Origin of the sequence: Thiobacillus sp. 65-1402 (genome assembly GCF_001897685.1) — a bacterium.
In the GTDB taxonomy this organism is placed as follows: domain Bacteria; phylum Pseudomonadota; class Gammaproteobacteria; order Burkholderiales; family Thiobacillaceae; genus Thiobacillus.
This window is the reverse complement of sequence record NZ_MKUG01000054.1, coordinates 1-12,389: the sequence shown is the minus strand read 5'-3', so window position 1 is coordinate 12,389 and position 12,389 is coordinate 1. Positions and strand designations below refer to the sequence as shown.

The window sequence follows — 12,389 nt, the reverse complement described above, 5'->3', positions numbered from 1 at the left end:
CCTCGCCATCAAGAGCAAGATCAAGTCGGCGCTGTTCTACCCCGTTTCCATTATCGTGGTGGCGTTTGTCATCACCGCCGTGATCATGGTTTTCGTGATCCCGGCGTTCAAGGACTTGTTCAGCAGCTTTGGCGCCGACCTGCCGGGGCCGACCCTGGTGGTGATGGCGATCTCGGATTTCTTCGTCCAGTGGTGGTGGGCGATTTTCGGCGCCGTCGGCGGCAGCATCTACGCCTTGCTGCAGGCATGGAAACGCTCGCGCAAGGTGCAGGCGTTCATGGATCGGTTGATGCTCAAGTTGCCGATTTTTGGCGCAGTGATCGAAAAAGCCACCATTGCGCGCTGGACCCGCACCCTGGCCACCATGTTCGCCGCCGGCGTGCCGCTGGTCGAAGCGCTGGAATCAGTGGGTGGGGCATCGGGCAACCAGGTATTCGTCGAGGCGACCAACAAAATCCGTGGCGAAGTATCGACCGGCACGGCGCTGACGGTGGCGATGCAGAACTCCGGCCGGTTTCCCAATATGGTGCTGCAGATGGCCGCCATCGGCGAAGAGTCCGGGGCGCTCGATTCCATGCTGGGTAAGGTGGCCGACTTCTACGAGGCCGAGGTGGATGATGCGGTCGAAGCGCTGTCCAGCCTGATGGAACCGATCATCATGGTGGTGCTGGGCACGCTGATCGGCGGCATGGTCATCGCCATGTACCTGCCGATCTTCAAGATGGGCTCGGTCGTCTGATGGCGTTGCTGCACGCCGAACCAGCCCTGTTCGCCGGGCTGGTTTTTTTATTCGGCCTGCTGGTCGGCAGCTTTCTCAACGTCGTTATCCATCGGCTGCCCAGAATGATGGAAGCGGACTGGCATGCGCAGTGCGCCGAACTGCGTGGCGAGCCCGTTCCGGAAGCGCCGCGCTACAACCTGTGGCTGCCGCGTTCGGCTTGCCCGCAGTGCGGCCATCAGATCACGGCGCTGGAAAACATTCCGCTGCTGTCGTGGCTGTGGCTGCGCGGCCGCTGCTCGGCCTGCCGCGCGCCGATCGGCGCGCGCTACCCGCTGGTGGAACTGCTCACCGCGCTGCTGTCGGCGGCAGTCGCCTGGAAATGGGGCGCGAGCGTGCAAACCGCGGGCGCGCTGCTGATGGTGTGGACGCTGATCGCGCTGGCTTTCATCGACCTCGACACGACCCTGCTGCCCGACAGCCTCACCCTGCCGCTGCTGTGGCTGGGGCTGCTGTTCAATCTGGGCGGGCATTTCAGCAGCCTGCCGGATGCGGTTGTCGGCGCCATAGCCGGCTATCTGGTGCTGTGGCTGGTGTACTGGCTGTTCAAACTCGCCACCGGCAAGGACGGGATGGGTTACGGCGATTTCAAGCTGTTGGCGGCCATCGGCGCCTGGCTGGGCTGGCAGCTGCTGCCGGTCACGCTATTGCTGTCCTCCGTCGTCGGCGCGGCGGTCGGCATCGCGATGATCGTGCTGGTGAAGCATGACCGGCGTGTACCGATTCCGTTCGGTCCGTATCTGGCCGGAGGCGGGCTGGTGGCGCTGTTCTTCGGCGCGGACTTGACGCAGGCCTACCTCGGGCAACTCTGATGTTCACGGTTGGCCTCACCGGCGGCATCGGTTCGGGAAAATCGACCGTTGCCGATTGCTTCGCCGCCCATGGCGTGCCGGTGATCGATACGGATGTCATTGCCCGCGATCTGACCGCGCCTGGCGGCGCGGCGCTGGAGGCGATCCGTTCGGCTTTCGGCGAAACGGTGATGCGGGCGGACGGCGGCCTGGATCGCGCTGCCCTGCGTCGGCGCGTATTCGCCGATGCCGGCGAGCGGCGCCGGCTCGAAGCCATTCTGCACCCGCGCATTCGGCGTGCGGTGGAGCAGGCGCGCGCGGCACTCACCGCCTCCTATGTCCTGATCGTGATCCCCCTGCTGGTGGAAACCGGCGGTTACCGCGACCTGCTGAACCGCGTGCTGGTGGTCGATTGCCCCGAAGAGCTGCAGGTGGCACGGGTAATGGCGCGCAGCGGGCTCGCCCATGACGAGGTGACGGCCATACTCGCAGCGCAGGCCGGGCGCGCCGAGCGCCTGGCGGAGGCGGACGATGTGATCGTCAACACGGCTTCGCCCGAGGCATTGCGCAGCCAGGTGACGGCGCTGCACCGGCGTTATCAAACGCTCGCAAGTGTGCTGCCTTGATTTTCCATCCGGATCGGCGACAATCGGTCGATTGAAACCGACGCGTGCGGCGTGATCCATTACGAATATCCCCTGAGCGAACGCATCCGCACTCTGCTGCGGCTGGAAGATTTGTTCGATCGCTTCGATGCCTATGCCGCGTCGTCCGACCGGCACGCGCATCATGCGGCCCTGCTGACGCTGTTTGAAATGGCGGAAGTGGCGGCGCGCGCCGACCTCAAATCCGACCTGTTGCAGGAACTGGATCGGCAAAAGGCCGTGCTGGCTGCGCTGCGCGGCAATCCCCGCGTCAAGGACAGCACCCTGGAAAGCGTGCTGGCGGCGATCGAGACCGCCCACCATGGCATGTATCAACTGCCAGGCAAGGTGGGCCAGCATCTGCGCGAAGACGACTGGTTGATGGCCGTCAAACAGCGTGCGGCCATTCCGGGCGGGATGTGCGAATTCGATCTGCCGTCTTACCACCACTGGCTGCACCAGCCGGCCGCCGAGCGGGAAGGCCAGCTGCGACGCTGGCTGGCGCCGTTCTCGTCGATTCGCGCGGCGGTCGACATCGTGCTCGGTTTGCTGCGCGACAGCGGCCAGCCCGAACGGCAGCATGTCGAGCACGGGCATTACCAGCGCATGCTGGAAACGCGCAACCCGCAGCTGATCCGCGTCACCCTGATCGACACCCTGCCGTGCGTACCCGAGATTTCGGCCAACAAGTACATGCTCAACATCCGCTTCGTGCATGCCGGGGCAGGGCAGATGCGCACCTGCACCCATCAGCCGATCGACTTCGATCTGACTTTCTGCACCCTATGAAACCGTCCCCCAAGCCGCCAGTCGTGGCCTGCCCGACCTGTGGCGCCGCAGTCAGCTGGACGGCGGCGAGCCGCTGGAAGCCGTTCTGCAGCGAACGCTGCAAGATGATCGATCTGGGGCAGTGGGCGACCGAAAGATACCGGGTGCCCGCCGAGGAGCAGGAGCCGGAGGACGGGGCGCCACCAACGCAGTGACGCATCTCCCCGTTGCGGTCATTTCTTGTAAGTTTTGACGCCGGATTCCGTTCCCAGCAGCAGCACGTCCGCGCCGCGCCGCGCAAACAGGCCGTTGGTGACCACGCCGACGATGTGATTCAGCGCCGCTTCCAGCGACACCGGATCGACGATAGCCATGCCGTGCACGTCGAGAATGAGGTTGCCGTTGTCGGTCGTGAAGCCCTCGCGCAGGCGCGGCTGGCCGCCGAGTTTCACCAGCTCGCGCGCCACGTAGGAACGCGCCATCGGGATCACTTCGACCGGCAGCGGGAACTTGCCGAGCACTCCGACCAGCTTGCTTTCGTCGGCAATGCAGATGAACTGCTTGCTGCATGCGGCGACGATCTTTTCGCGCGTCAGCGCGCCGCCGCCGCCCTTGATCATGGCGAAATGCTCGGTGATTTCATCGGCGCCGTCGACGTAGATTTCGAGTTCGCCGACGCTGTTGAGGTCGAGCACCTGGATGCCGTGGCTTTTCAGGCGCGCGGCCGTCGCTTCCGAACTGGCCACCGCGCCGTCGATGCGGCTCTTGACGTCGGCCAGCGCGTCGATGAAATAGTTGGCGGTCGAGCCGGTCCCCACCCCGATGATGCCGCCCTTGGCATAATCCACCGCGGCACGCGCCACGGCTTGCTTCATTTCGTCTTGTGTCATGATGTTTTCGTCATTTGGTCGCAGCCCGCTAAGATAGCGGCATCTCCCCCTTTTTTCAAACCTCGCACCCGCCGCCATGAGCCAACCCGTCGATTACCTCGAACGCATCCTGACCTCGCGCGTCTACGACGTGTCGGTGGAGTCGCCGCTCGAGGTGGCCCACAATCTGTCGCACCGCCTCAACAACCGGATCCTGTTGAAGCGGGAAGACCTGCAGCCGGTGTTTTCCTTCAAATGCCGCGGCGCCTACAACAAGATGGCGAAGCTTACGCAGGCCCAGCTGGCGCGCGGCGTGGTGGCGGCATCGGCCGGCAACCACGCGCAGGGGGTGGCGTTGGCGGCGCAAAAGCTTGGCGTGACGGCGACCATCGTGATGCCGGCGACCACGCCCAAAATCAAGGTCGATGCGGTGGCGGCGCGCGGTGCGCAGGTGATTCTGCACGGCGACAACTACGATGAAGCCTGCGATCACGCCACCCGGCTTGCCAAGGAGGCCAAGGCCACCTTTGTCCATCCCTATGACGACCCGGATGTGATCGCCGGGCAGGGCACGGTGGCGATGGAACTGCTGCGCCAGCATCCCGGCCCGATCCATTCGGTCTACATCCCGGTCGGCGGCGGTGGCCTGATTGCCGGCATGGCGGCGTACATTAAGCGGCTGCGGCCGGAAATCAGGATCGTCGGCGTCGAGCCCGAAGACGCCGATGCGATGGCGCGCTCGCTGTGCAAGAGCAAGCGCATCACGCTGCCGCGCGTGGGTATTTTTGCCGACGGCGTGGCGGTAAAAAAAGTAGGCAAGGAAACCTTCCGGCTGTCGCAGCTGTATGTCGACGAAGTCATCCGCGTCAACAACGACGCCATCTGCGCGGCGATCAAGGACGTCTTCGAAGACACCCGCTCGATTCTGGAACCGGCCGGCGCCCTGTCTGTCGCCGGGCTGAAAGCGGCGATTGCGGGCGATAAGCTCAAGGGTAAAACGCTGGTCGCGGTGGCCTCCGGCGCCAACATGAACTTCGACCGCCTGCGCCACATCGCCGAGCGCGCCGAGCTGGGCGAAAAGCGCGAGGCGGTGCTGGCGGTCACCATCCCCGAGACGCCGGGCAGCTTCAAGACCTTTTGCGGCCTGCTGGGCGCGCGCAACATCACCGAATTCAACTATCGTTATTCCGACCCCAGGATGGCGCGCGTATTCGTCGGGCTGTCGGTGCCGGGGGCGGGCGAGAGCGCGCGCGTGGTCGAACTGTTGCAGCGCCACGGCCTGGAGGCGATCGACCTGACCGACAATGAAATGGCCAAGCTGCACGTCCGCCACCTGGTCGGCGGGCGTGCCCCCGAGGCCGTCAACGAAGTGCTGTACCGCTTCGAATTCCCCGAGCGCCCCGGCGCGCTGATGCAGTTCCTGCAGAGCATGAGCCGCGGCTGGAACATCAGCCTGTTCCATTACCGCAACCACGGTGCCGACTACGGCCGCGTGCTGGTCGGCATCCAGGTGCCGGAAAAGGAAAAACCCGGCTTCCAGAAGTTTCTGGATGGGCTGGGCTACCGCTACTGGGACGAGTCCCGCAACCCGGCCTACAAGCTGTTTCTTGCCTGAGGCTTATTTCTTCAGGCCGCAGCTGTTGATGCCGAACAGGCGGTAGGCCGGACAGAACCTGAAGAGCCCGGTCGCCAGCGGCAGCACGCCAATCCAGGCCCATGCCGGGCCGCCCATGAGCGCCCAGGCGATGAGGGCGATACCGGCAAGAATGCGGATGATGCGGTCGATATTGCCGACGTTGGCTGTCATGGCGGTTTCCTTGGAAGGTGAATGCGAAGCCCTCACTATAGCGTGCACCCTGCGCTTGGGGTAATGCGGCGCGCCGGGCCGCTCCATGGTGAATTCAGCTCAGGCAACGCGCGGCGGCCGCATGTTACCCTCGCGGCATGATTCGGATCGGGTTTTTTCTGCTGCTGGCCTTGTCCGCAGTGCCCGCCTGGGCCGCGCCGGGCGACGCCGCCGTGCTGAAGGCGCAGCAGGCGTTTGCCGCGCGCAAGCTGGCGAATCTCGAGCATGCCGCACGCAGCGTGCCGGCCGACCATGTGCTGGCGCCTTATGTCGAATACTGGCGCCTGATGCTGACGAGTCGTACCGACGATGCGCGCATCGCCGATTTCCTGGCGCGCTATCCGGGCAGTCGCATGGCCGAAGCGCTGCGCGCCGACTGGCTGAAATCGCTCGGCGCGCGCGCAGCGTGGCCGCTGTATCTGGCCGAATACCCGCGCCTCGTCAAGCCCGATATCGCGCATCAGTGCTATGCCTACCGTGCCGAATGGACGCAGGGCAATCGCAGTCACCAGCGCGAGGCGGTGACCCTGTGGTTCACCGGGCGCGACATGCCGTCGATGTGCACGCCTTTGTTCGAGCAGCTGATCGAGGCCGGGCTGATCCGCGAGGAAGACGTCTGGCGCCGCCTGCGGCTGGCGCTGGAAGCCGGCAACCCGAGCGTCGCCCGGGTTGTGGCCAATGCCTTGCCCGAAGCCCAGCGACCGGCCGCCGCGCTGATCGACATGGCCAGCCGCGACCCCGCGCGCTTGCTCGATGCCGACAAGCTCGACTTCAGCCGCCGGAGCGACCGCGAAATCGCGCTTTACGCGCTTGACCAGCTGGCCAAACGCAGCTCCGGGCAGGCGGAACAGGCGTTGCGCAGGCTGGCGGCGCGCCTTGGCGCGGAGGAACAGCGCATCGCCTGGGCGCGCCTTGCCACCTGGGCTGCGCGTCGCCACGAGGCAAGCGCGCTGCCCTGGTTTCAGCAGGCCGGCGCTATGGCGGCCAACGATTTCCAGCGCGAATGGTGGGCGCGCGCCGCATTGCGCGCGGCAGACTGGCAGGCCGTGCTGCGCGCGATCGACAGCATGGGCGAGGCCGCCCGTACGCAGCCGATCTGGCGCTACTGGCGCGCGCGCGCCTTGCAGGCCAGCGGCCAGCGTGCGGCGGCGACCCCGGTTTTCCTGGATTTGTCGCGCGAATTTCACTACTACGGCCAGCTGGCGCAGGAAGAGCTCGGACCGGTGATGCAGGCGCCGCCCGTCAACAACACCAAGATGAGCAGCGATGAGGTTGCCGCGGTCGCCCGCCAGCCCGGCATCGCGCGCGCGCTGGCCTTGCAGGGACTGGGTTTGCGTAGCGATGCCGGGCAGGAATGGAACTGGTCGATCCGCGAATTTTCCGACGCGCAGCTGCTGGCCGCGGCCGAGTTGGCGCGTCGCATGGAGTGGTACGACCGGGCGATCAACACCGCCGAGCGCACCCGCGAACTGCACGATTTCGAATTGCGCTTTCTCGCCCCCTACCGCGAACTGGCGCAGCAGGCCGCGCGTGAAAACCAGATCGACGAAGCCTGGGTGTTCGGCCTGATGCGGCAGGAAAGCCGCTTCATCAACGTCGCGCGCTCCAGTGTCGGCGCATCCGGCCTGATGCAGATCATGCCGGCCACGGCACGCTGGATTGCACAGCGTCTCGGGATCAAGCGCTTTCATCCGAACGAGATGCAGAACCCGGCGAAAAACATTCAGTTCGGCGCGTACTACCTGAAGCATGTGCAAACCAGCCTGGACGGTTCGCCGGTGCTCGCCACCGCGGCCTACAATGCCGGACCGAGCCGTGCGCAGCGCTGGCGCGATACCCGGCCGATGGAGGCCGCGGTCTACATCGAGTCCATCCCGTTTGCCGAAACCCGCGATTACGTCAAAAAAGTGATGAGCAACGCCATCTATTATGCGGAGCGTTTCGGCCAGCCTTCGGTGCTGCTGAAAGAACGGCTGGGCACGGTGCCGCCGCGCAAAACCCCGGCAATCCCCGCCACCGATCCGGACGTCCCGCTGGAAGTCGAACGGGCGGACGATTAGAATCCGCATCGCCTTAATATACTGAAACGAATCCCATCATGAAGATTGAACGCATCTGCATCCTCGGCGGGTCCGGTTTTGTCGGCACCCATCTCGTCAGCCAGCTCGCCGCGCGCGGCCTGGCCGTGCGCGTGCTGAGCCGCCGCCGCGAAATGGCCAAGGAACTGATTTTGCTGCCGACGGTGGAGGTGATCGAGGCCGACGTGCACGATCAGCAGGAGCTCATCCGCCACTTCCGCGGCATGGACGCCGTCATCAACCTGGTCGGCATCCTGCATGAAAGCAAGGTCGGCCGCGTCGATCTGCCGAGCGCGCGCCGCGGCGACTTCCAGCAGGCCCACATCGAGCTGCCGCGCAAGATCATCCACGCCTGCGGCGAGTCGGGTGTGCGCCGCCTGCTGCACATGAGTGCGCTCGGCGCCAACCCGAACTCGCGCTCGGCCTACCAGCGTTCCAAGGGCATTGCCGAAGCGCTGGTGCGCGAGGCCGGGCGGCACCATGTCGAGCACGAAAACTGGTATCTGAACGGTCCCAAGTTCATCCACGGCTACGGCCTCGACGTCACGATTTTCCGGCCGTCGGTGATCTTCGGCCGCGGCGACTCCTTCCTGTCGATGTTTGCCGGGCTGTTGAAGGCGTTTCCGCTGCTGCCGCTCGCCAACGCGGAGGCACGCTTCGCCCCGGTCCATGTCGAGGACGTCGCACGCGCGTATGCCGACAGTCTCGACAACCCGGCGACCTACGGCCAGACCTACGACTTGTGCGGTCCCAAGACCTACACCCTGCAGGAGCTGGTGAATTATGTCGGCGAAGTGATCGGCAAGCGGCGCAGCGTCGTTCCACTGGGTAAATGGCTGTCGTATTTCCAGGCCTGGGCGCTCGAATTCAAGCCCGGCAAAAAACTGATGACGCGCGACAACTACTACGCCATGACGACGGACAACGTCTGCAGCGGCGGCTGGCCATCCGTGTTCGCGTTCCCGCCGGCGGCGCTCGAAGCCATCGCCCCCGAATACCTGCGGGCCGACACGCCGCGCGCGCGCTACGACGCGTACCGGGAAAACGCCCGCCGCTAGGCCCGCCGCGCCGCCATGAAAACCTACATCGTCGGCGGCGCAGTGCGGGATCGGTTGCTGGGTCTGCCGCTGGCCGACCGCGACTACGTCGTCGTCGGCGCCACGCCCGACGACATGATCGCGCTGGGCTACCAGCCGGTCGGCAAGGATTTTCCTGTCTTCCTGCATCCGCAAACCCACGAGGAATACGCCCTGGCGCGCACCGAGCGCAAATCCGGGCGTGGCTACAAGGGATTCAAGGTGTACGCCGCACCGGACGTCACCCTGGAAGAGGATCTGCGCCGCCGCGACCTCACCATCAATGCGATGGCCGAGGACGCGGCCGGCACGCTGGTCGATCCCCATGGCGGGCAGGCCGATCTGGCCGCGCGCGTCTTTCGCCATGTGAGCGAGGCGTTTGCCGAAGACCCGGTGCGCATCCTGCGGGTGGCGCGCTTCGCCGCCCGCTTCACCGGCTTCGTCGTGGCGCCGGAAACCAACGCGCTGATGCGGCGGATGGTGGACGACGGCGAAGTCGATGCGCTGGTGCCCGAGCGGGTGTGGCAGGAAGTCGCGCGCGGCCTGATGGAAGCGCAGCCGTCGCGCATGTTCCAGGTGCTGCGCGACTGCGGCGCGCTGGCCCGCCTCTTTCCCGAAATCGACCGCCTGTTCGGGGTGCCGCAGCCGCCCGAACATCATCCCGAAGTCGATACCGGCGTGCATGTCATGCGGGTGGTCGACTGGGCGGCACGCCAGGGTTTCAGCCTGCCGGTGCGCTTCGCGGCATTGACCCACGATCTCGGCAAGGGCACGACGCCGCCCGAATGTTGGCCCAAACATCATGGCCACGAAGCCCGAAGCGCAGACCTGGTGCGTGCGCTGAGCGAGCGCATCCGCGTGCCGGTCGACTGCCGCGACCTCGCCGTCGCGGTGGCGCGCGAACACGGCAATGTCCACCGGGCGCTGGAATTGCGCCCCGGCACCGTCGTCGAACTGCTGGGGCGCGTCGATGCCTTCCGCCGCCCGGAGCGTTTCGAGGCGTTTCTGCAGGCCTGCGAATGCGATTTCCGCGGCCGCCCCGGCTACGAGGACAAGGCATTTCCCGCGCCTGGGCATCTGCGGCAGGCGCTGCAGGCGGCGCAGGCCATCGATGCCGCCGAGGTGGCGCGCAATGCCGACCCGGCGCGGATCCGGGACGCGATCTTTCAGGCACGGACGCGGGCGGTGGCAGCCTGGTGCGCTCGCGCGGCAGAGTCGCGGTGGGAACACTTCCCGCACCAGGCCGACATGGGGGTGCGCGGCATCGGCCCCACCCTGGCGTCCGCGTTCGAACAGGCAGCACTGGCGATGACCGCCGTGGTGACCGACCCGGCCCGCGTGGCGCCCGACGCAGCGGTGGAAATCCGCTGCGCGGCGCCTGACGAAGAACTGCTGCTGGCCGACTGGCTGAACGCGCTGATCCTTGAAATGGCTGCGCGCCACATGCTGTTCAGCCGCTTCGAAGTCAGTCTGCACGGGCACGGCCTGCATGCCACCGCATGGGGCGAGCCGGTCGATCTGGATAAGCACCAGCCGGCCGTCGAGATCAAGGGTGCCACCTATACTGAGTTGAAAGTGGGGAGGGACGAATCCGGGCGATGGCTGGCCCAGTGCGTAGTGGACGTGTGAAATGGACCTTGGTCTGTTCAAGCAGGTGTCGGATGTCGAATGGCGCGTCGCGCCGTTCGGAAAAATGCGCGTGCCGGCGGTGGTCTATGCCGACCAAGCCCTGGTGCGCGAAATGGACGAGAAAGTCTTCGCGCAGCTTGTCAACGTCGCCACCCTGCCGGGTATTGTCGATGCCGCCTACGCCATGCCCGACGCGCACTGGGGTTATGGCTTCCCGATCGGCGGCGTGGCGGCGTTCGATGCCGACGCGGGCGGGGTGGTTTCCGCCGGCGGGGTGGGCTTCGACATTTCCTGCGGCGTGCGCACTCTGCACACCGGATTGAAGGCCGTGGAGATCGCGCCGCTCAAGCAGCGGCTGGCCGATCGCCTGTTCGCCCGGATTCCGGCAGGGCTGGGCAGCACCGGCCAATTGCGCCTCGATGCCAGCGAGATGGACGCGATGCTGCGCGGCGGCGCACGCTGGGCGGTCGAGCGCGGCTACGGCAGCGAGGCCGACCTCGAGCGTATCGAGGAACGCGGCTGCATGGCCGGCGCTGAACCCGGCAACGTGTCCGAGCACGCCAAGCGCCGCCAGCGCGACGAAATCGGCACCCTCGGCTCCGGCAACCATTACCTCGAATTGCAGGAAATTGCCGAAATCTACGACAGCAAGGCGGCCGACCGTTTCCGCCTGCGCCGGGGCGAGGTGGTGGTCAGCATCCACTGCGGTTCGCGTGGGCTGGGACACCAGATCGGCACCGAGTTCCTCAGGCAGATGGTGATCGCCGCGCCGGGTCACGGCATCGAACTGCCCGACCGCGAGCTCGCCTGTGCGCCGATCCTTTCTCCCCTCGGTCAGGCCTACCTCGGCGCCATGCGCGCGGCGGTCAACTGCGCCCTGGCCAATCGCCAGGTCATCACCCAGCTTGCCCGCCAGGTGTTCGCCGACATCGTGCCGGGAACCCATCTCACCCTGATCTACGACGTATCGCACAACACCTGCAAGCTGGAGCCGCATACGGTCGAAGGCCAGACGCGACGCCTCTACGTGCACCGCAAGGGCGCGACGCGCGCCTTCGGCCCGGGCCACCCGGCGCTGCCGGGCGAATTGCGCGATATCGGCCAGCCGGTGCTGATCGGCGGCAGCATGGGCACCGCGTCCTACATCCTGGCCGGCACCGAAACCGGTTTGACGCGCGCCTTCAGTTCCGCCTGCCACGGTGCCGGGCGCGCCATGAGCCGCCACCAGGCCGCCCGTCAGTGGCACGGCCGGGCACTGGTGGACGAACTCGCCGGCCGGGGCATCCTGATCCGCAGTCCGTCGCTGCGCGGCGTGGCGGAAGAGGCTCCGGGCGCCTACAAGGACGTCAGCGCCGTGGTGGAGGCGGCCGCTCGCGCCGGGCTGGCGCGCAAGGTGGCGAAGCTGAAGCCGCTGGTGTGCATCAAGGGCTGAACGGGTTGGGCGAACGATGGCAACGCGAGCCGGAACTGTGCTGTGCAGGCGCCGTCATATTCTCGATCGCAGCGGTGTTTGCCTGCGTGCCGGATTGAGTGCCCGTGCCGGGTTTATGGCGCAAGCAGGAGCCCACGGAAAAATCATGCCCTACAGTGAACAAACAGTACAGTCGGTGCGCCCGTGGTCGAAGCAGACCTTCAGCTTTACGCTCAGCCGCCCGCAGGATTTTGCGTTCGAAAACGGTGAATTCGTCACCATCGGATTGAAGCGCGAAGGCAAGCTGGTGGCGCGCGCCTATTCCATCGTCTCCACCGCCGACCGTGACTACCTGGAGTTTCTCAGCATCCATGTGCCGGACGGCCCGCTGACCAGCCAGCTGGTTCGCATCCGCCCCGGCGACAGCGTGTGGGTCAACAGCAAGGCGACCGGCTCGCTCACGCTCAACCATGTGCTGCCCGGGCGCACGCTGTACATG

At 66.1% G+C, this 12,389-nt stretch carries 13 protein-coding genes and 1 pseudogene; 12 read left to right on the top strand and 2 right to left on the bottom strand.

The window, feature by feature from the left end; all coding sequences use genetic code 11:
• From BGO62_RS04445 to BGO62_RS04425, 5 genes are all read left to right on the top strand, one after another.
• On the top strand, positions 1 to 739 hold a 739-nt coding region (locus BGO62_RS04445; RefSeq protein WP_296639695.1), incomplete at its 5' end, for a type II secretion system F family protein.
• A complete protein-coding gene (locus BGO62_RS04440; RefSeq protein ID WP_296639694.1) occupies positions 739 to 1,590 on the top strand; it encodes an A24 family peptidase in 852 nt (283 codons plus the stop codon). The genes BGO62_RS04445 and BGO62_RS04440, both read left to right, overlap by 1 nt.
• Entirely contained in the window at positions 1,590 to 2,195 is a 606-nt protein-coding gene (gene coaE, locus BGO62_RS04435; RefSeq protein WP_296639693.1) for a dephospho-CoA kinase, read from the top strand. The genes BGO62_RS04440 and coaE overlap by 1 nt, the downstream gene beginning before the upstream one ends.
• Before the next feature lie 51 nt (positions 2,196 to 2,246).
• On the top strand, positions 2,247 to 3,002 hold the full coding sequence (gene zapD / locus BGO62_RS04430) for a cell division protein ZapD (RefSeq protein ID WP_296639691.1): 756 nt from the start codon (positions 2,247 to 2,249) through the stop codon (positions 3,000 to 3,002).
• Positions 2,999 to 3,196: a DNA gyrase inhibitor YacG gene (locus BGO62_RS04425; RefSeq protein ID WP_296639690.1), complete on the top strand. Its 198-nt coding sequence runs from the start codon at positions 2,999 to 3,001 to the stop codon at positions 3,194 to 3,196. Before zapD ends, BGO62_RS04425 begins: the two co-directional genes overlap by 4 nt.
• Positions 3,197 to 3,214: 18 nt before the next feature.
• On the opposite strand, the gene rpiA is transcribed toward BGO62_RS04425, so the two are convergent.
• The gene (rpiA, locus tag BGO62_RS04420) at positions 3,215 to 3,871 is read right to left on the bottom strand and encodes a ribose-5-phosphate isomerase RpiA (RefSeq protein ID WP_296639688.1); all 657 of its coding nucleotides are present in this window, start codon (positions 3,869 to 3,871) and stop codon (positions 3,215 to 3,217) included.
• Between the two features lie 76 nt (positions 3,872 to 3,947).
• Here rpiA and ilvA point away from each other — a divergent pair, with 76 nt between their 5' ends.
• The gene (gene ilvA, locus BGO62_RS04415) at positions 3,948 to 5,465 is read left to right on the top strand and encodes a threonine ammonia-lyase, biosynthetic (RefSeq protein WP_296639686.1); all 1,518 of its coding nucleotides are present in this window, start codon (positions 3,948 to 3,950) and stop codon (positions 5,463 to 5,465) included.
• Between the two features lie 3 nt (positions 5,466 to 5,468).
• On the opposite strand, the gene BGO62_RS04410 is transcribed toward ilvA, so the two are convergent.
• Positions 5,469 to 5,657 (bottom strand): DUF2892 domain-containing protein, encoded by a 189-nt coding sequence (locus BGO62_RS04410; protein WP_296639684.1) that lies wholly within the window; start codon positions 5,655 to 5,657, stop codon positions 5,469 to 5,471.
• Between the two features lie 137 nt (positions 5,658 to 5,794).
• On the opposite strand from BGO62_RS04410, the gene BGO62_RS04405 reads away from it, so the two are divergent.
• The 6 genes and pseudogenes from BGO62_RS04405 to BGO62_RS04380 form a co-directional block, all read left to right on the top strand.
• Positions 5,795 to 7,756 (top strand): lytic transglycosylase domain-containing protein, encoded by a 1,962-nt coding sequence (locus tag BGO62_RS04405; RefSeq protein ID WP_296639682.1) that lies wholly within the window; start codon positions 5,795 to 5,797, stop codon positions 7,754 to 7,756.
• Between the two features lie 38 nt (positions 7,757 to 7,794).
• Positions 7,795 to 8,832, top strand: coding sequence for a complex I NDUFA9 subunit family protein (locus BGO62_RS04400; RefSeq protein ID WP_296639681.1), 1,038 nt, complete (start codon positions 7,795 to 7,797; stop codon positions 8,830 to 8,832).
• A 15-nt stretch (positions 8,833 to 8,847) separates the two neighbouring features.
• Positions 8,848 to 10,044: pseudogene (locus BGO62_RS04395) on the top strand (multifunctional CCA addition/repair protein); the annotation flags it as partial.
• On the top strand, positions 10,036 to 10,479 hold the full coding sequence (locus BGO62_RS04390; protein ID WP_296639696.1) for an archease: 444 nt from the start codon (positions 10,036 to 10,038) through the stop codon (positions 10,477 to 10,479). The pseudogene BGO62_RS04395 and the gene BGO62_RS04390, both read left to right, overlap by 9 nt.
• Before the next feature lies 1 nt (position 10,480).
• Positions 10,481 to 11,911 carry an RtcB family protein gene (locus tag BGO62_RS04385; protein ID WP_296639679.1) on the top strand — a complete coding sequence of 477 codons (1,431 nt, stop codon included), beginning with the start codon at positions 10,481 to 10,483 and terminating at the stop codon, positions 11,909 to 11,911.
• A gap of 145 nt (positions 11,912 to 12,056) precedes the next feature.
• On the top strand, positions 12,057 to 12,389 hold a 333-nt coding region (locus BGO62_RS04380), incomplete at its 3' end, for an FAD-binding oxidoreductase (RefSeq protein ID WP_296639678.1).